The organism is Thermomonas sp. LB-4 (genome assembly GCF_036409385.1).
Classification (GTDB): domain Bacteria; phylum Pseudomonadota; class Gammaproteobacteria; order Xanthomonadales; family Xanthomonadaceae; genus Thermomonas.
In genome coordinates this window covers 86,562-103,971 of sequence record NZ_JAXOFT010000004.1, presented here as the reverse complement: position 1 = coordinate 103,971, position 17,410 = coordinate 86,562, and the positions used below count along the sequence as shown (strand labels likewise).

18 protein-coding genes are annotated in these 17,410 nt (G+C 70.0%); 6 read left to right on the top strand and 12 right to left on the bottom strand.

The genetic code is table 11. From position 1 onward, the window contains the following. From glk to zwf, 4 genes are read right to left on the bottom strand one after another with little or no spacing between them, the layout of a single operon-like run. Positions 1 to 1,014 (bottom strand): glucokinase, encoded by a 1,014-nt coding sequence (gene glk / locus SPK54_RS05160; protein ID WP_330946860.1) that lies wholly within the window; start codon positions 1,012 to 1,014, stop codon positions 1 to 3. Then, positions 1,011 to 2,846, bottom strand: a complete 1,836-nt coding sequence (gene edd, locus SPK54_RS05155) for a phosphogluconate dehydratase (RefSeq protein ID WP_330946859.1) — start codon at positions 2,844 to 2,846, stop codon at positions 1,011 to 1,013. Before edd ends, glk begins: the two co-directional genes overlap by 4 nt. Then, the gene (pgl, locus tag SPK54_RS05150) at positions 2,846 to 3,547 is read right to left on the bottom strand and encodes a 6-phosphogluconolactonase (RefSeq protein ID WP_330946858.1); all 702 of its coding nucleotides are present in this window, start codon (positions 3,545 to 3,547) and stop codon (positions 2,846 to 2,848) included. Before pgl ends, edd begins: the two co-directional genes overlap by 1 nt. Positions 3,548 to 3,558: 11 nt before the next feature. Beyond that, positions 3,559 to 5,016: a glucose-6-phosphate dehydrogenase gene (gene zwf, locus SPK54_RS05145; RefSeq protein WP_330946857.1), complete on the bottom strand. Its 1,458-nt coding sequence runs from the start codon at positions 5,014 to 5,016 to the stop codon at positions 3,559 to 3,561. A 191-nt stretch (positions 5,017 to 5,207) separates the two neighbouring features. Here zwf and fabA point away from each other — a divergent pair, with 191 nt between their 5' ends. Together fabA and fabB are read left to right on the top strand one after the other, a co-directional pair. Then, the gene (fabA, locus tag SPK54_RS05140; RefSeq protein WP_190280686.1) at positions 5,208 to 5,723 is read left to right on the top strand and encodes a 3-hydroxyacyl-[acyl-carrier-protein] dehydratase FabA; all 516 of its coding nucleotides are present in this window, start codon (positions 5,208 to 5,210) and stop codon (positions 5,721 to 5,723) included. Between the two features lies 1 nt (position 5,724). Next, a complete protein-coding gene (fabB, locus tag SPK54_RS05135; RefSeq protein ID WP_330946856.1) occupies positions 5,725 to 6,933 on the top strand; it encodes a beta-ketoacyl-ACP synthase I in 1,209 nt (402 codons plus the stop codon). Positions 6,934 to 6,951: 18 nt separating this feature from the next. On the opposite strand, the gene SPK54_RS05130 is transcribed toward fabB, so the two are convergent. From SPK54_RS05130 to SPK54_RS05115, 4 genes are all read right to left on the bottom strand, one after another. Further along, positions 6,952 to 7,635 (bottom strand): YoaK family protein, encoded by a 684-nt coding sequence (locus SPK54_RS05130; protein ID WP_330946855.1) that lies wholly within the window; start codon positions 7,633 to 7,635, stop codon positions 6,952 to 6,954. A 4-nt stretch (positions 7,636 to 7,639) separates the two neighbouring features. Then, positions 7,640 to 9,037 (bottom strand): PhoH family protein, encoded by a 1,398-nt coding sequence (locus tag SPK54_RS05125; RefSeq protein ID WP_330946854.1) that lies wholly within the window; start codon positions 9,035 to 9,037, stop codon positions 7,640 to 7,642. Positions 9,038 to 9,119: 82 nt separating this feature from the next. Continuing rightward, complete coding sequence (locus SPK54_RS05120; RefSeq protein ID WP_330946853.1) at positions 9,120 to 9,590, bottom strand: peroxiredoxin; 471 nt, start codon at positions 9,588 to 9,590, stop codon at positions 9,120 to 9,122. Next, positions 9,590 to 10,192 carry a glycine cleavage system protein R gene (locus SPK54_RS05115; RefSeq protein WP_330946852.1) on the bottom strand — a complete coding sequence of 201 codons (603 nt, stop codon included), beginning with the start codon at positions 10,190 to 10,192 and terminating at the stop codon, positions 9,590 to 9,592. The genes SPK54_RS05120 and SPK54_RS05115 overlap by 1 nt, the downstream gene beginning before the upstream one ends. A gap of 120 nt (positions 10,193 to 10,312) precedes the next feature. Between SPK54_RS05115 and dapA the strand changes: the two genes are divergently transcribed. Together dapA and SPK54_RS05105 are read left to right on the top strand one after the other, a co-directional pair. Further along, complete coding sequence (dapA, locus tag SPK54_RS05110; RefSeq protein ID WP_330946851.1) at positions 10,313 to 11,215, top strand: 4-hydroxy-tetrahydrodipicolinate synthase; 903 nt, start codon at positions 10,313 to 10,315, stop codon at positions 11,213 to 11,215. A gap of 21 nt (positions 11,216 to 11,236) precedes the next feature. Beyond that, positions 11,237 to 11,743 carry a hypothetical protein gene (locus SPK54_RS05105; protein ID WP_330946921.1) on the top strand — a complete coding sequence of 169 codons (507 nt, stop codon included), beginning with the start codon at positions 11,237 to 11,239 and terminating at the stop codon, positions 11,741 to 11,743. 274 nt (positions 11,744 to 12,017) lie between these two features. Here the strand turns inward: SPK54_RS05105 and fdxA are convergent, their stop codons facing one another. The 4 genes from fdxA to cysS all read right to left on the bottom strand — a co-directional run bounded on the left by fdxA (position 12,018) and on the right by cysS (position 15,583). Then, on the bottom strand, positions 12,018 to 12,341 hold the full coding sequence (gene fdxA, locus SPK54_RS05100) for a ferredoxin FdxA (RefSeq protein WP_330946850.1): 324 nt from the start codon (positions 12,339 to 12,341) through the stop codon (positions 12,018 to 12,020). Positions 12,342 to 12,399: 58 nt separating this feature from the next. Continuing rightward, on the bottom strand, positions 12,400 to 13,629 hold the full coding sequence (locus SPK54_RS05095; protein ID WP_330946849.1) for an MFS transporter: 1,230 nt from the start codon (positions 13,627 to 13,629) through the stop codon (positions 12,400 to 12,402). Then, positions 13,626 to 14,069 (bottom strand): SufE family protein, encoded by a 444-nt coding sequence (locus tag SPK54_RS05090; protein WP_330946848.1) that lies wholly within the window; start codon positions 14,067 to 14,069, stop codon positions 13,626 to 13,628. Before SPK54_RS05090 ends, SPK54_RS05095 begins: the two co-directional genes overlap by 4 nt. A 119-nt stretch (positions 14,070 to 14,188) precedes the next feature. Continuing rightward, on the bottom strand, positions 14,189 to 15,583 hold the full coding sequence (gene cysS / locus SPK54_RS05085) for a cysteine--tRNA ligase (RefSeq protein WP_330946847.1): 1,395 nt from the start codon (positions 15,581 to 15,583) through the stop codon (positions 14,189 to 14,191). A gap of 104 nt (positions 15,584 to 15,687) precedes the next feature. On the opposite strand from cysS, the gene SPK54_RS05080 reads away from it, so the two are divergent. Both SPK54_RS05080 and SPK54_RS05075 read left to right on the top strand, forming a co-directional pair. Continuing rightward, on the top strand, positions 15,688 to 16,134 hold the full coding sequence (locus SPK54_RS05080; RefSeq protein ID WP_330946846.1) for a hypothetical protein: 447 nt from the start codon (positions 15,688 to 15,690) through the stop codon (positions 16,132 to 16,134). A 243-nt stretch (positions 16,135 to 16,377) separates the two neighbouring features. After that, a complete protein-coding gene (locus tag SPK54_RS05075; protein WP_330946845.1) occupies positions 16,378 to 17,379 on the top strand; it encodes an N-acetylornithine carbamoyltransferase in 1,002 nt (333 codons plus the stop codon). The last annotated feature ends 31 nt before the right edge of the window (positions 17,380 to 17,410 follow it).

The window sequence follows — 17,410 nt, the reverse complement described above, 5'->3', positions numbered from 1 at the left end:
TCAGAGCTCCGTGGCGCGCAGGGCGCAGGCGGCGCCGAGCAGGCCGGGATGGGGATGGGTGATGACCTGGACCGGCAGCGATTCCAGCAGCGGCGCCATCCGCCCCTTGGCGAGGAAGCGTTCGCGGAACGCGCTGCTGCGCAGGAACGGAATGAAGCGCGGCACGATGCCGCCGGCGATGACCACGCTGCGTGCGCCGTGGATCAGCGCGCAGTCGCCGGCCACGCTGCCCAGCACCGCGCAGAACCGGGCCAGCGCACGGCGCGCGGACTGGTCGTGGCCGTCCAGCGCGGCCGCCACGACCTCAGCCGGATCGCGCAGCACGGGCGCGCGCAGCGTGGTTTCGCCGGGTTGCGGCAGCTGCCCCGGCAGCACCGCCCCGGAACCGCGCAGCACCGCATCGATTTCGGACAGGCCCTTGCCGCACAGCAGGCGTTCGGTGGAGGTGCGCCCGTGCTGGGCGGTCAGCCACGCCGCGATCGCGCGCTCCTCGTCGCCGATCGGGGCGAAGCCGACGTGGCCGCCTTCCGTCTCCACTACCTGCCAACCCTTGGCCGCGGAGCCCACCAGCATCGCCACGCCCAGCCCGGTGCCGGGGCCGAGCACGCTGATCGGCCCGCGCTGCGGCGGCTCCGGCGCGCCGTGCAGGGTCACCAGGTGTTCGGGCGACAGCGCGGGGATCGCCCAGGCCACCGCGCCGAAGTCGTTGAGCATGCGCAGTTCGGACAGGCCCAGGGTGCGCTGCAGTTCGCTGCGCGAGAACGACCAGGCGCGGTTGGTCAGGCGGATCTCGTCGCTGCCCACCGGGCAGGCCACCGCCAGCGCCGCGCGCGCGGGCTTCTCGCTGACCCCAGCCAGATAGCGTTCGATGGCGTGTTGGAGGCTGGCGAAGTCCGCATTGGGCAGCGCTGCGGACTCGAGCAGTTCGATCTCGGGCGCATCCAGGTCGACCAGCGCGAAGCGCGCATTGGTGCCGCCGATGTCGCCGACCAGGGCGAGGCTGGAATGGCTCATGCGCCGTGGTTCCCGAACAGCGAGCAGGCACCGCTCTCCGCCGAGCCGACGCCGCCGCGCATCAGCGCGAACAGCTCGCGGCCCATCCCGGACTGGTTGCCGGCCAGATCCGGCAGCACCACCTCCCGCGCCTGCCATTCGGCGGCGTCCACCAGCACGTCCATGCTGCCGGCTTCGGCATCGATGCGGACCAGGTCGCCTTCGCGCAGTTTCGCCAGCGCGCCGCCATCGGCGGCTTCCGGGGTCACGTGGATGGCCGCCAGCACCTTGCCCGAGGCGCCGGACATGCGGCCGTCGGTGAGCAGGGCCACGCGCTGGCCGCGGTCCTGCAGCGCCGCCAGCGTGGGGGTGAGCTTGTGCAGTTCGGGCATGCCGTTGGCGCGCGGGCCCTGGCCGCGCACCACCGCGATGAAGTCGCCTTCCAGCCCGCCGGCCTTGAACGCCGCCAGCAGCGCGTCCTGCGATTCGAAAATCCGCGCCGGCGCCTCGTGGCGGCGGTACTGCGGCGCCACCGCGGAAATCTTGACCACCGCGCGCCCCAGGTTGCCCTGCAGTCGGCGCAGCCCGCCCTCGCTGTCGAACGGCGCGGATAGCGGGCGCACGATGTCGGTATCGCGCGAGGCGGCCGGCGGGTCGCGCCAGCGCAGCGCGAGATCGTCCAGGTAGGGCTGCCGGGCCTGCTGGCGCAGGTTGCCGCCGTGCACGCACAGGAGGTCCTCGTGCAGCAGGCCGGCGTCCAGCAGCTGCGAGATCACGAAGCCCATGCCGCCGGCGGCCTCGAAATGGTTCACGTCGGCGGAACCGTTCGGATACACCCGCGCAAGCAGCGGGGTGGCCTTCGAGAGTTCGTCGAGGTCGTTCCAGTCGATGATCAGGCCGGCGGCGCGCGCCACCGCGACCAGGTGCAGGGCATGGTTGGTGGAGCCGCCGGTGGCGGCAAGGCCGACCATCGCGTTGACGATGGCCTTCTCGTTGACGGTCTGCGCCAGCGGGCGGTAGTCGTCGCCCAGCGCGGTGATGCGCAGCGCCTGTTCGGCGGCGGCCACGGTCAGCGCGCTGCGCAGCGGCGTGTTCGGCGGCACGAAGGCGGTGCCCGGGATGTGCAGGCCCATCACTTCCATCAGCATCTGGTTGGAATTCGCGGTGCCGTAGAACGTGCAGGTGCCGGGCGCATGGTAGGACGCGGCCTCGGCGTCCATCAGCTCGTCCTGGCTAGCCTGGCCCAGCGCATAGCGCTGGCGCACCTCGGCCTTCTGCTTGTTGGGGATGCCGGAGGGCATCGGCCCGGCGGGCACGAAGATCACCGGCAGGTGGCCGAAGCTGAGCGCGCCGATCAGCAGACCGGGCACGATCTTGTCGCACACGCCCAGGCACAGGACCGCATCGAAGCTGTCGTGCGAGAGCGACACCGCGGTGGCCAGCGCGATCACGTCGCGCGAGAACAGCGACAGCTCCATGCCGTCGCGGCCCTGGGTCACGCCGTCGCACATCGCCGGCACGCCGCCGGCCACCTGCGCGCTGCCGCCGGCGTTGCGCGCGGCCATGCGGATCAGCGACGGGTACTGCTCCATCGGCTGGTGTGCGCTGAGCATGTCGTTGAAGGCGGTGACGATCCCGATGTTGCCGCCGCGCCCGCCGCGCAGCGCCGGCTTGTCCTCGCCGGAGGCGGCGAAGGCATGCGCCTGGTTGCCGCAGGACAGCTTGTAGCGGTACGGACCGGCCGCGCGCGCGGCGTCCATCCGCGCGAGGTAGTCGCGGCGCGTCGCCAGGCTGCGCTCGGCGATGCGGGCGGTGACGCGTTCGACGGCGGGATGCAGCGCGGCGGTGGACATCATGGGCTCCAGTGGATGTGGATGGGGGCCGGCGCGGGCGCGTGCAGCAGTGCGGCAACCGGGTACGGCGCGTGCGGCTCCTGCTGGACGCGGCGCAGGATCGCGCGTTTGTCCTGGCCGCTCACGACCAGGTGCACGGCGCGCGCGCGCAGCAGCCGCGGCAGGGTCAGGCTGATCCGCGCGAACGGGGCTTCCGGTGGCAGCGGATCGGGCAGGGTGGCGATGGCGTCCATGCCGCTGTCCATCGCCAGTCCGTCGGCGAGGTTGGCCGCGCCCGGGAACAGCGAGGCGAAATGTCCGTCGGCGCCCATGCCCAGCAGGACGGCATCGAACGGTTCGGGATGGGCGGCCAGAAGCGTGCGTGCCTGCGCGAGCGAGGCATCGATATCCCCGTCGGCGGCGGTCAATGGCTGCACGCCGATGTTGGCGTCGCCCGCGAACGCCTTGCGCAGGTTGCCCAGGTTGCACGCCGGGTGATCGTGCGGCACGCAGCGCTCGTCGGTAGGCAGTGCCTCGATGTGGCCGCCGAGCTGCGCGTTGGCCAGGTGCGCATACACCGGCAGCGGCGTGCGGCCGCCGGCCAGCGCGAGGAAGGCGCTGCCGCGCGCCGCGATGGCGGCGCGGCAGGCCGCTTCGAACGTTTCGGCGACGCCGGCCACCAGCGTGGAGGCATCGGGGTAATCGCGTTCGATCCAACCCATCGCCGCCGTCCTCATTCGCGCCAGCCGTGGCCGCAGCGGTCGATCAGCGACACCGACGCGCTGGGCCCCCACGTGCCGGCGGGGTAGGGTTTGGGGACCATGCCGGCGTTGCGCCAGCCGTCGGCGATGGCATCGACCCACTGCCATGCCGCCTCGGTCTCGTCGCGGCGCACGAACAGCGTGCCGTTGCCCTCGATCGCATCCAGATAGAGGCGCTCGTAGGCGATGCGCTTGCGCGCGTTGAGGAATTCCTCATGGAAGTCCAGGTCCAGCGCCACCTGCGACAGGCGCAGGCCGGCGCGATCCAGCCCCGGGGTCTTGCTCATCAGGTCCAGCTCGATGCGCTCTTCCGGCTGCAGCTTGATGAGCAGCCCATTGGGCCGCATGTCGGTGTCCGCCGGGCCGCCGAAGATCGAATACGGCACCTTGCGGAACTGGATGTAGATCTCGGTGCTGCGCGCGGGCAGCCGCTTGCCGGTGCGCAGGTAGAACGGCACCCCCGACCAGCGCCAGTTGTCCACGTGCGCGCGCAGGGCGACGAAGGTCTCGGTGCGGCTGGCGCGGCCCAGCTCCTCGGCGTAGCCCGGCACCACCCGGCCTTCACTGGCGCCGGCGGTGTACTGGCCGATCACCGATTCGGTGGCCACGTTGCCGCGGTCGATCGGCCGCAGCGAGCGCAGCACCTTGATCTTCTCGTTGCGCACCGCGGTGGGCTCGAAGCGCGCCGGCGGCTCCATCGCGACCAGGCACAGCAGCTGCAGGAGATGGTTCTGCAGCATGTCGCGCAGCGCGCCGGACTCGTCGTAGTAGTCGCCGCGGCCCTCCACGCCGACCGTCTCGCCGACGGTGATCTGCACCTGCTCGATGTGGCGGGCGCTCCACAGCGGCTCGAACAGCGAATTGCCGAAGCGCAGGGCGATCAGGTTCTGCACCCCCTCCTTGCCGAGGTAGTGGTCGGTGCGGAAGATCCGCTCCTCGTCGAAGGCCATGGCAACGCTGTCGTTGATGGCGATGGCAGAGGCCAGGTCCTTGCCGATCGGCTTCTCCAGCATTACCCGGGTGCCCGGGCCGGCGACGCCGTTGGCGGCCAGCGCCTGGCAGGCGGGGCCGTAGAAGCGGGGGGCGGTGCTCATGTGGTAGAGCACGTCGCCGTTGCGCAGCGCGTCCACGCGGGCGGCCAGTGCCTGCATCGAGGCCGTGTCGTCGGCGCCGGCGGCGCAATAGTCCAGCCGCTCCAGCAGGCCGCGCAGGGCCTCCTCGCTGCGTTCGGCAGCGGGGACGCGCTCGGCGATGCTGGTGGCCACCAGATCGGCGAATCCTTCCCGATCCAGCTCGCTGCGCGCGGTGCCAAGGATGCGCATGCCATCCGGCAGCAGCTGCTCGGCCTGCAGGCTGTAGAGCGAGGGCAGCAGCATCCGCCGGGCAAGGTCGCCGGTGGCGCCGAAAATGGTCAGCAGCGAAGCTGGCATGGCTTGCGACACGGAGTCGTTCCGGCAAGGGTTCCACCGCAGCTTAATATGCTTGGCGCGGGGTGTTGCGGTGCACACGTTTGCAGTCGTTTCACCCGGGCCGGCCGGAACCGCGTGGCGGAACCGGCAATACGCCTAGGTATCGCGCAGGTGTCGTGTTTACAATCGAGGTTTCCCCCTTGGGCCAGTCCATGACCCGCGCTTCATCGTTCACCCGCGAGCAGCTCCTGGCCAGCGCACGCGGCGAGCTGTTCCCGAACAGCCTGGCCCGCCTGCCGGCCGACCCGATGCTGATGTTCGACCGCATCGTCGAGATCAACGACGGCGGCGGCGCTCACGGCAAGGGCTTCGTCCGCGCCGAGCTCGATATCCGCCCCGACCTCTGGTTCTTCCAGTGCCATTTCCTCGGCGACCCGGTGATGCCCGGCTGCCTGGGACTGGATGCGATGTGGCAACTGGTCGGCTTCTACCTGACCTGGCTGGGCGCGCCCGGCCGCGGCCGCGCGCTGGGCTGCGGCGAGGTGAAGTTCACCGGCCAGGTGCTGCCCACCGCCAAGGTGGTGACCTACGAGATTGACGTGACCCGCGTGATCAACCGCAAGCTGGTGGTGGCGCAGGCCGATGCGCGCACCCTGGTCGACGGCCGCGAGATCTACACCGCCAAGGACCTGCGGGTGGGCCTGTTCACTTCCACGGAGAGCTTCTGACATGCGTCGCGTCGCCATCACCGGCATGGGCATCACCTCCTGCCTCGGCAACGACCTGGACAGCGTCTCGCGCGCGCTGCGCGAGGGCCGTTCCGGCATCCGCACGCTGCCCGATTCGGTGGAGCGCGGCCTGCGCAGCCAGATCGGCGGGGCGGTGGACATCGACCTCGACGCAGCCATCGACCGCAAGCTCAAGCGTTTCATGAGCGATGCCGCCGCCTACAGCTATATCGCGCTGCGCGACGCCATCGCCGATGCCGGGCTGAGCGACGCGCAGGTGAGCGACCCGCGCACCGGCCTGATCGCCGGCTCCGGCGGCGGCTCCAGCCGCTGGCAGGTGGAGACCGCCGACATCCTGCGCGACCGCGGCGTACGCAAGGTCGGCCCGTACATGGTGCCGCGCACGATGTGCTCCACGGTGTCGGCCAACCTGGCCACCGCCTTCAAGATCAAGGGCCTGAGCTATTCGATCAGCGCCGCCTGCGCGACCTCCGCGCACTGCATCGGCGCCGGCGCCGACCTCATCCGCCATGGTGCGCAGGACATCGTGTTCGCCGGCGGCGGCGAGGACCTGGACTGGACGATGACGGTGATGTTCGATGCGATGGGCGCGCTGTCCGCCGGCCGCAACGACGAACCGCAGAAGGCGTCGCGCCCTTACGACGCGGGTCGCGACGGCTTCGTCATCGGCAGCGGCGGCGGCATGCTGGTGCTGGAGGACTGGGACCACGCCGTTGCGCGCGGCGCGCACATCCACGCCGAGCTGGTGGGCTATGGCGTGACCTCGGACGGCGCCGACATGGTGGCGCCGAGCGGCGAGGGCGCGGTGCGCTGCATGCGCATGGCACTGGAGGGCGTGGATCGCCCGGTCGATTACCTCAACACCCACGGCACCTCCACCCCGCTGGGCGACATCGTCGAACTCAACGCGGTGCGCGAGGTGTTCGGCGAGGCGGTGCCGCCGCTGTCCTCCACCAAGGCGCTCTCCGGCCATTCGCTGGGCGCGGCCAGCGTGCACGAGGCGATCTACAGCCTGTTGATGCTGCGCGACGGCTTCATCGCCGGCTCCGCCAACATCGACAACCTCGATCCCGGCGCCGAAGGCTTCCCGATCGCGCGCGAGAGCCGCGATGCCAGGCTGGACGTGGTGATGTCCAACAGCTTCGGCTTCGGCGGCACCAACGCCGCGCTGGTGTTCGCGCGGGCTTGAGTCCGGCGCTTCCTGCGCTCAGTCGCCGGCCGCCGGCGACTGGCGCAGCTGCAGGTGCCGCCATGCGGCATAGCCCAGGCCGGTAAGCCCCGTGGCGGTGGCCGGGACCGCCAGCGCCAGATAGCCCAGCCGGGCGAACAGCAGCGCGCCGAGCACCGCGCCGCAGAAGAACCCGGCGATGATCAGCACGCACAGCAACAGGCGCCGCTTCTGCAGCGGCATGCCGCGCAGCGCGTGGCCGACGCCGATGCCGAGGTCGGTGAACATGCCGGACAGATGGCTGGTGCGGATCGCGGCGCCGCTGAAGGTGGTCGCCATCGCGTTCTGCAGGCCGCAGGCCATCGCCGCCAGCAGGGCGCCGGCGATCTGCTGCCGCAGGAACAGCGGGATCGCGGCGAACAGCAGCAGCGATTCCAGCACCAGCGCCACGCCGTAGCGGCGGCCCAGCCGCAGCGTGCTGTCCTGGATGACCATCCCGCTGACCGCCGCGCCCAGCATGAACGCCAGCGCCACGCCGGCCAGGTGGCTCGCCGCGCGCAGGTCGCCCTGGGCCATCGCGCTGCCCAGCAGGGTGGTGGTGCCGGTCAGGTGGGTGACCGCCTGGTGTTCGAAGCCGAGGTAGCCCACCACGTTGACCATGCCCGATGCGCAGGCCAGCAGGCCCGCCCCGATCCATACCCAGCGCGGCAGGTGCAGGCCCATCGCGCTACAGCACCTCGGAGGCGTAGTCCGCCAGCCGTGAACGCTCGCCGCGGCGCAGGGTCACGTGGGCGCTGTGCAGCCAGGTCTTGAAGCGGTCCACCGCGTAGGTCAGCCCGGAGGTGGTTTCGGTCAGGTAGGGCGTGTCGATCTGCTCGACGTTGCCCAGGCAGACGATCTTGGTGCCGGGGCCGGCGCGGGTGACCAGGGTCTTCATCTGCTTGGGGGTGAGGTTCTGCGCCTCGTCCAGGATCAGGTAGCGGGACAGGAAGGTGCGCCCGCGCATGAAGTTCATCGAGCGGATCTTGATCCGCGACGCGAGCAGGTCGTTGGTGGCCGCGCGGCCCCAGGCGCCGCCGTCCTGGTTGTGGGTCAGCACCTCCAGGTTGTCGGTCAGCGCGCCCATCCACGGCGTCATCTTCTCCTCCTCGGTGCCGGGGAGGAAGCCGATGTCCTCGCCCACGCTGACGGTGGCGCGGGTCATGATGATCTCGCGGTAGCGCTGCGCGTCCATCGTCTGCGCCAGGCCGGCGGCCAGCGCCAGCAGGGTCTTGCCGGTGCCGGCGGTGCCCAGCAGGGTGACGAAATCGATGTCCGGGTCCATCAGCGCGTTGAGCGCGAAATTCTGCTCGCGGTTGCGCGCGGTGATGCCCCAGACCGAATGCTGGCTGTGGCGGAAGTCGTCGACGATCCGCAGCGTCACCCGGTCGCCCTCCACCTTGGTCACCTTCAGCTCCGACTGCTCGTCGCCGGGGAGGAAGGTGAACTGGTTGGGATACCAGTCCTCGTCGTCGCTGCGGCTGATCTCGTAGTAGGTACGGCCCTTGTCGGTCCACGACTTCAGGTCGGTGCCGTGGCGCTGCCAGAAATCCTCGGGCAGCGGGGTGGCGCCGGTGTAGAGCAGGCTGAAATCGTCCAGCGCGCGGTCGTTCTCGTAGTCCTCGCTGGCGATCCCGGCGATCGAGGCCTTGATCCGCAGGTTGATGTCCTTGGACACGAACACCACGTCCGCATCGGGCTGTTCGTCCTTCAGGGCCAGGATCGCGCCGAGGATGGCGTTGTCCGGCACCACCGCGCCGAAGCGCTTGCCGGCATCGAAATTGCCGGTCTGGAACCGCAGGCAGCCGGTGCTGGCGGCGCCGCGCAGCTGCAGGCCGCCCGGCCGCTGCAGGGCGATCCCGCGGGTGACGTCGGTGCTGCCGTGGGCCTCGATCAGCTCGTTGAGGAAGCGGCTGACCTGGCGCGCGTTGCGGCTGGATTCGCTGGTGCCCTTCTTGCCGTTGTCCAGCTCCTCCATCACCTGCATGGGCAGGTAGACATCATGCTCCTCGAACTTGAACAGCGCGGTGGGGTCGTGCATCAGCACGTTGGTGTCGAGGACGTAGAGGCGCTTGTTCCGGGTCATGCAGACATCCCTTTGGTCGGACAGCAGCGGGCCACCGCGTCCCGCGGAGCGGGGCAGTGGGGGTTTGTGAAAACAGAAGCGGTCACTTGGCCCGTGCGGCCTTCAAGGCGTCGAGCACGGCTTGTGCATGGCCGGGGACTTTCACCGGCTGCCATTTCTGGCGCACCACGCCGTCCGGGTCGATCAGGAAGGTGCTGCGGACGATGCCGACGTATTCGCGGCCGTAGAGTTTCTTCGGTTGCACGACGCCGAACGCGTCGCACACCGCGCCGTCGGCATCGCTCACAAGATCGAACTTGAAGCCCTGTTTTGCGCAGAAGTTCTGGTGGGATTTCAGCGAATCCTTCGACACGCCAAGCACCGTCGCACCGGCGCGCTTGAACTTGGGCAGCAGGGCGTTGAAGTCCAGCCCCTCGGTAGTGCAGCCGGGGGTGGAATCCTTCGGGTAGAAGTACAGCACCAGCCACTGGCCGGCGTAGCCGCCGAGCGTGGCGGGCCGCCCGCTGGACAGCGCAAGCGGCAGGTCGGGGATGCGGTCGCCGGTGTCGAGCATCAGTACTTCATCGGATCCATGATGGCGTCGAGGTTCAGATGGTCGCAGAACTCGAGGAAATCGTCGCGCAGCGCGGCGATGTGCATGTCCGCCGGCACGCCTATGGTCAGCTGCGCGGAGAACATGTCGGCACCGGTCTGCATCGCCCGGTAGCGCGAGCAGTGCAGGCTTTCGATGGTGATGCCCTGGTGGTCGAAGAAATCGGCCAGCTGGAACAGGATGCCCGGCTTGTCGGCGGCGATCACCTCCACCACGTACGGCAGCAGGCTGGATTGCAGCGGCTTGGGGCCGGTGCGGTACCAGACCAGCTTCAGCCCCTCTTCGCGCTCCAGCTTGGTCAGCATGGTTTCGAGCTTGGCCACGGCGTCCCAGGAGCCGGTGACCAGCGCGGTGACCGAGACATCCCGCCCCACCGTGGCCAGCCGCGTATCGACCAGGTTGCAGCCTGAGTCGGCGATGCGGCGGGTGACGGCCAGCAGCGGCGACTGCGGATGCGTGGTGTACGCGTTGATCAGCAGGTGGTTCTCGTTCGGCTGGGGCCGTGGGGCGGCGGTTTTGCTCAAAGCGGGGGATCCAGGCGTGGGGAAGTGCCGCCAGTACATGGCCGCATGGTCGCCAGCATACTTGCCGGCGCTTTCGAGCCGCAAGTAAGATCAAGGCCATACGCGAGTTTCCCCCATGCGCCCCGCGTCCCGCGCGGCGCCTTGCCCGAGCCTTTCCCCTTGCGACTTTCCGGCAGCATCACCGCCCTGGCGACGCCGTTCACGGCCGCCGGCGATATCGATTTCCCCGCCTGGGAGCGGCTGCTGCGTGCGCAGCTGGAGGCGGGCACGCAGGCGGTAGTGGTGGCGGGATCCACCGGCGAGGCCGCCGCGCTGTTCGATGACGAGTACGACCGCCTGCTGGCCGCCGCGGTGGAGTTCGCGGCCGGCCGGATGCCGGTGCTGGCCGGTACCGGCCAGTCCAATACCGCCAAGACCGTCCGCTTCAACCGGCGGGTGGCCGCGCTGGGCGCGGATGCCGCGCTGGTGGTGACACCCCCCTACGTGCGCCCCACCCAGGCCGGATTGCTGGCGCATTTCCGCGCGGTGGCCGACGACGGCGGGCTGCCGGTGGTGCTGTACAACGTGCCCGGCCGCACCGGCTGCGACATGGTGCCGGAGACGGTCGGCGAGCTTTCGGTGCACGCCAACATCGTCGGCATCAAGGAAGCGCGCGCTGAGGAGGACCGGATGGCGGCGCTGCTGCCGCTGCGCCGCGAGGATTTCGCGGTGCTGAGCGGCGATGACCCAACCGCGGTGCGAGCCATGCTGGCCGGCGCCGACGGGGTGGTGTCGGTGGCCTCCAACGTGGTGCCGGCCACCTTCCGCCGCCTGTGCGACCTGGCCCGAGGTGGCGATGCGGCCGGTGCGGAGGCGCTGGACGAGGCGCTGGCCGGGCTCTACCACTTCCTCGGGGTGGAACCCAACCCGATCCCGGTCAAGGCGCTGCTGGCGCTGGACGGTATCGGCCATGGCCTGCGCCTGCCGCTGCAACCGCTATCATCCGCGCATGCCGGGCAGGCCGCCCGCCTGCACGCGGCCATCCGCCAACTCGAACAACGCAGCCGCGCCGACGCGGCCTGACAGGAGATCCAGATGCACCGCATGTTCCGCGCGTCCACGGCCGCCCCGCTCGTCGCCATCCTGCTGGCGACCAGCCTGTCCGGCTGCCACTGGTTCAAGAAGAAGAACGAGCTGTATACCCAGAGCGGCGAATCGCGCCCGCTGGAAGTGCCGCCCGACCTGGACCGCCCGTCCGCGGACCGGGCGATGGCGCTGCCGACCGCCGGCAACAGCGTCACCGCCTCCGCTGCCCAGGCCGCCCGGCCGGGCGCGGTGGCCCCGGTGGGCTTCAACGCCGTCGGCGAGCGCGATGCTGTCTTCGCCAAGGTGGGCGAAGTGCTGGCCGCCACCAGCGGCGTGAAGATCGCCAGCAAGGCCGAGATCCTGGGCACCTATGACGTGGACTACATGGACAGCAAGTTCCTGGTGCGCGTGACCAAGGCAGGCGAGGGCACCTATGTGTCCGCGGTGGATCCGCGCGGTCTTCCGCCCAGTGGCGAGGCGGCGGGCAAGCTGATCGGCCTGCTCAAGGCGGCGATCGCACCGTAACCCGGGCGTTCCCCGCCCCCGGCCGCGGGGATTGCGATCCACTCCCGGGCCGCGCTGCCGCCACATCGTGCATGCGCTTCGCGTCCACGGCGCGAAGCGCTGTTTGTCTGCGGGCCCGTCAACACGGCATCCGCAACGCTGGCGTTGGCCGACGCGTTGGGCGAGCGCCACGCGATGCGTGGCGGCATGGAAGGAACCGCAGGCGCGGCCTATCGGGGCGCTTGCGCCGCGATTCAGCGCGTCGGGCAGCGGGGCGGCGTCGGAACCGACCGGCTCAGCGTTCCAGCAGCGGCAGCTTGTTCGGCTTGCCGTCCCATTCCGCGGCGTCGGCGGGCGGTTCCTTGCGCACGGTCAGCACCGGCCATTCCTTCGCCAGCTCGGCGTTCAGGCCGATGAACACTTCCTGGCCGGCGGGAACGTCTTCTTCCGGGAAGATGGCACCGACCGGGCACTCGGGCTCGCACAGGGTGCAGTCGATGCACTCGTCGGGGTCGATCACCAGGAAGTTCGGGCCCTCGTGGAAGCAATCGACCGGGCAGACCTCGACGCAGTCGGTGTGCTTGCACTTGATGCAGTTTTCGGTGACGACGAAGGGCATGGCGCGGATTCCGTGGAGCGTTGCTGCGAGGCCGCTAGTTTAGCGCGGGCGGCGGCGGTTACTGCAGTTCGCGCAGGTCCAGCCGGCGCAGCCGCGGCGCCAGCCGGGCGGTGGTGGCGACCACGCCCAGGGTCACGAACCCGCCCACGATCATCGCCGGCACCAGCCCCATCAGCCGCGCCATCACGCCGTCGTAGAACGCGCCCAGTTCGTTCGAGGAACTGACGAAGATGCCGTTGATCGACGACACCCGCCCGCGCATCTCGTCCGGGGTGACCAGCTGCATGATGGTGGAGCGCATCACCACCGAGACGCCGTCGCAGACGCCGTACAGCACCAGCAGCAGGGTCGACAGCCACAGGTGCCGGGACAGCGCGAAGGCCATGGTGCACAGGCCGAAGCAGGCCACCGCCACCAGCAGCACCCGCCCGGCGTGGCGCTGCAGCGGGTGGCGGGTCAGCCACAGTGCGATCGCGATGGACCCCACCGCCGGCGCCGCGCGCAGGATGCCCAGCGCCTCCGGGCCTTCATGCAGGATGTCCTTGATGAAGGCCGGCAGCATCGACATCGCCCCGCCCAGCAGCACCGAGAACATGTCCAGCGCCATCGCGCCCAGCATGATCTGGTTGCCGGCGACGAAGCGCGCACCTTCGGCGATGCTGCGGAAGATCGGCCCGCGCTGCTGCGGCAGCGCTGGCTCGGACACCGGCATCGCCAGCAGGGTGGCGGCGGCCAGAAGGGCGAACCCGGTGCCCACGGCGTAGGCCACGGGCTTGCCCATCCAGCCCACCAGCACGCCGCCGGCCGCGGGACCAAGCACCAGCCCGACCTGGAACACCACGCTGCCCAGGCTGGCGCCGTGGCCGAACTGCGCGCGCTGCAGCACCCGCGCGAATAGCGCGTTGTAGACCGGGCCGAGGAAGGAGCGGCCGATGCCGCCCACCGCCACCGCCAGATAGATGGGCCAGGTGCCATGGGTGGCCAGGGCGCCGCTGGCGATCAGCGCCAACACGCCGGCATTGACCGCCAGCAGGGTGCAGGCGGCTGCGCCGAGCTTGCGCCGCGGCAGATGGTCGACCAGGTAGCCGGAGAACGGAGCGATGCAGAAGTACGGCACCACTTCCGCCAGCCCCACCAGCCCCAGCGCCAGCGGATCGCCGGTGAGTTCGTAGATATGCCAGCCCACCGTCACCGCGACGATCTGGTAGGACAGCAGGGTGCAGATGCGGTACAGCAGCAGCCAGCGGAAGCCGCGGCTGCGCAGTGGCGGGGCTGGCGCCGCGCTCATTCCGGCAAAGCGGTGCGGGCGCGGTCGCGGATGAAGGCCAGCAGCGCGGCCAGACCGTTGCTGCGGGTCGGCGAGAGGTGCTTGGACAGGCCGATCGAGGCGATGTAGTCCGGTTCGGTGGCGAGGATTTCCGCCGCGCTGCGCCCGGAATACACCCGCAGCGCAAGGAAGATCAGGCCGGAGACGATGGCCGAGTCGCTGATCGAATGGAAATCGAGGCGGTCGGCGTTGCCTTCGGCCACGATCCAGACCAGCGACTGGCAGCCCTGCAGGCGGTGTTCCTCGGTCTTCCACGCTTCCGGGAATTCCGGCAGCTTGCGGCCCAGGTCGATCAGGTACTGGTAGCGCTCCGACCAGTCGCCGAAGAAGCCGAACTCGTCGGCGATGGCGGCCTGGGCGTCGGCGGCGGTTGGTTCGAGGGGGAAGGGGTTATCGGTCATGTCGTTTCCGGGAACTTGCTGGCTGCCATCCGTGGCGCTGCATCCATGATTCGGATCGTCCGGCCCGGCCATCCCTGGCCGGGCGTTCGGAAGCGCAGCCGGTGCCGATAGGGCACCGGCTATGCGCGCTTCCTCACCCAGCGCACGCCCTGCGGCGTGTCCTCCAGCAGAATGCCTTCGTCGGCCAGCTGCTGCCGGATCGCGTCCGCGCGGGCGAAGTCGCGGGACTTCTTCGCCTCGTTGCGCTCGTCCACCAGCGCCTGGATGCGGGCGTCGTCGTCGCCGGAGGCGCCGCGGGCGAACCAGTCGGCCGGCGATTGTTGCAGCAGTCCCAGCACCTTGCCTGCGCCGAGCAGCTGCGCCTTCAGCGCGGTCTTGTCTTCCGTCGATGCGGCCTTGCGCGCTTCACCGGCGATGCGCGCAATTTCGGCCAGCGCCGCCGGGGTGTTGAGATCGTCGTCCAGCGCGGCTTCGATGCTGGCGGGCGTGGCCGGCTCGGCCTCGACGTCCGCCAGGTCGCGTAGGGTGCCGTACAAGCGGTCCAGCGTGCGCACGCACTGCTCGATCAGCCCGTCCGACCACTCCAGCGGCTGCCGGTAGTGGGCCGACAGCAGCGCGTAGCGCAGCGCCTCGGGCGGATGCGCCTTCACCAGATCGTGCACGCGCTGGATGTTGCCGACCGACTTGGCCATCTTGGCGCCGCCGAAGTTCAGCATGCCGTTGTGCAGCCAGAACCGCGCGAACGGCCTGCCGCCGTGGGCGCACTCGCTCTGCGCCACCTCGTTCTCGTGGTGCGGGAACTGCAGGTCCACGCCGCCGGCGTGGATGTCGATGGTTTCGCCCAGGTGGGCCTCGGCCATCGCCGAGCATTCGATGTGCCAGCCCGGGCGGCCGCGGCCCCAGGGCGAATCCCAGCCCGGCAGGTCGTCGGTGGAGGGCTTCCACAGCACGAAATCGCCGGGATCGCGCTTGTACGGGGCCACCTCGACGCGCGCGCCGGCCAGCATCTCGTCGGTATCGCGGCGCGACAGCTTGCCGTAGCCCGGGAAGCTGGCCACCGAGAACAGCACGTGGCCCTCCGCCGCGTAGGCGTGGCCGTCGGCGATCAGGCGCTCGATCATCGCGATCATCTGCGGCATGTGCGCCGTCGCCGCCGGCTCGATGTCCGGGGCGAAGTCGCCGGCGACGCCCAGCGCCGCCATGTCCTCGCGGTAGGCGTCGGCGTATTTGTCGGTGATCGCGGCGATCGGCGTGCCCAGTTCCTTCGCCGCCGCGTTGATCTTGTCGTCCACGTCGGTGATGTTGCGGGCGTAGCGCAGGCCGCCGTAGCGGCGCCGCAGCAGTGCGGCCAGCACCCCGAACACCACCGGCCCGCGGGCGTTGCCGATGTGCACGTAGTTGTAGACGGTGGGCCCGCACACGTACATGGTTGGGCACCCGGGCGACAGCGGCGCGAATGGCTCGGTCCGGCGGCTCAGGGTGTTGTAGAGGTGGAGCGTGTTGGAAGGGCTCATGGCGGGACGCGCGTGGGATGCGCCATTGTAGCGGCCGCGCAGCGCCGGCCGCCGCGACAGCGTCGATTCATGCGGTGCCGGCCGCGGGCCGATAAACTCCGCGCATGTCCGTCTCCCGATTCCTCGCCGCGTTGTGCCTGCCCCTGGGCCTGTGTGCGGCGGCCGCGGCGTTCTCGCAGGACGCAGGGCGCGAGGTCGTGCTGCCGGTCGAGAACGTGCGCTACGACTACGCGCAGGTGCTGTCGGTACGCCCGGTCTACCAGGTCCTGCGCACCACCGCGATGGAGCGGGTCTGCGATCCCCGCGAGCCCGCCATCAGCGCCACCCTTGCACGGGTGATGAGCGCGGTGCGCAGCCGCGGCAGCGGCGACAGGGACGAGGAGGATGCCCGCAACTGCCGGATGGAGCCGGTGGCCAAGGAGCATCGCCGCACCATCGCCTACGACGTGGATTACATGTACCGCGGCAGCAAGTTCCGCACCCGCATGGATCGCGACCCCGGCAACCGCCTGCGCATCCGTGTTTCCATCGCCCCCCAGCCGTTCGACTGATCGCTTGCGCAGGACCCCGCGGCGTGCGAGCATGCCGCCCCGATGAACGCCCACCTCGCCACGCGCCACGCTGACACTGCCCGGATGGCCTCCGGCATGACGTCGCGCGCGCGCCGACCGGAACCCCCACATTCCGCTGGGTAATCCGGACGCGTCGTCGTGCTTCACCATCCGAACCCAGCCCCAGGCTGGGTTCTCGCGTTTCCGGCCCTGTAAACCTTCCCATCCCCTCGAGCCGATCCCATGAAGCACTTCCTCAACACCCAGGACTGGAGCCGCCCCGACCTGGACGCGCTGCTGGCGCAGGCCGCCGCGTTCAAGCGCAGCAAGCTGGGCGATGCCATGAAGGGCCGCTCGATCGCGCTGGTGTTCTTCAACCCCTCCATGCGCACCCGCACCAGCTTCGAGCTGGGCGCGTTCCAGCTGGGCGGCCACGCGGTGGTGCTGCAGCCGGGCAAGGATGCGTGGCCGATCGAGTTCGACCTCGGCACCGTGATGGACGGCGACACCGAGGAGCACATCGCCGAGGTGGCGCGGGTGCTGGCGCGCTACGTGGACCTGATCGGCGTGCGCGCGTTCCCGAAGTTCGTCGACTGGTCGGTGGATCGCGAGGACCGGGTGCTGAAGGCGTTCGCCAAGTACTCCACGGTGCCGGTCATCAACATGGAGACCATCACCCATCCCTGCCAGGAGCTGGCCCATGCGCTGGCGCTGCAGGAGCACTTCGGCACCAGCGACCTGCGCGGCAGGAAGTACGTGCTGACCTGGACCTACCACCCGAAGCCGCTCAACACCGCGGTCGCCAATTCGGCGCTGACCATCGCCACCCGGCTGGGCATGGACGTGACCCTGCTGTGCCCGACCCCGGACTACGTGCTGGACGAGCGTTACATGAGCTGGGCCGCGCAGAACGTGGCCGAAAGCGGCGGCTCGCTGCAGGTCAGCCACGACATCGAGAGTGCCTATGCTGGCGCCGACGTGGTCTATGCCAAGAGCTGGGGCGCGCTGCCGTTCTTCGGCAACTGGGAGCCGGAAAAGCCCATCCGCGACCGTTACAAGCACTTCATCGTCGACGAGGCCAAGATGGCGCTGACCAACGACGGCGTGTTCTCCCACTGCCTGCCGCTGCGCCGCAACGTGAAGGCCACCGACGCGGTGATGGATTCCCCACGCTGCATCGCGATCGACGAAGCCGAAAACCGCCTTCACGTGCAGAAGGCCGTGATGGCCGCGCTGCTGCGCTGAGCGGCGATTCCTCTCCCTCGTTCCCCCCTCG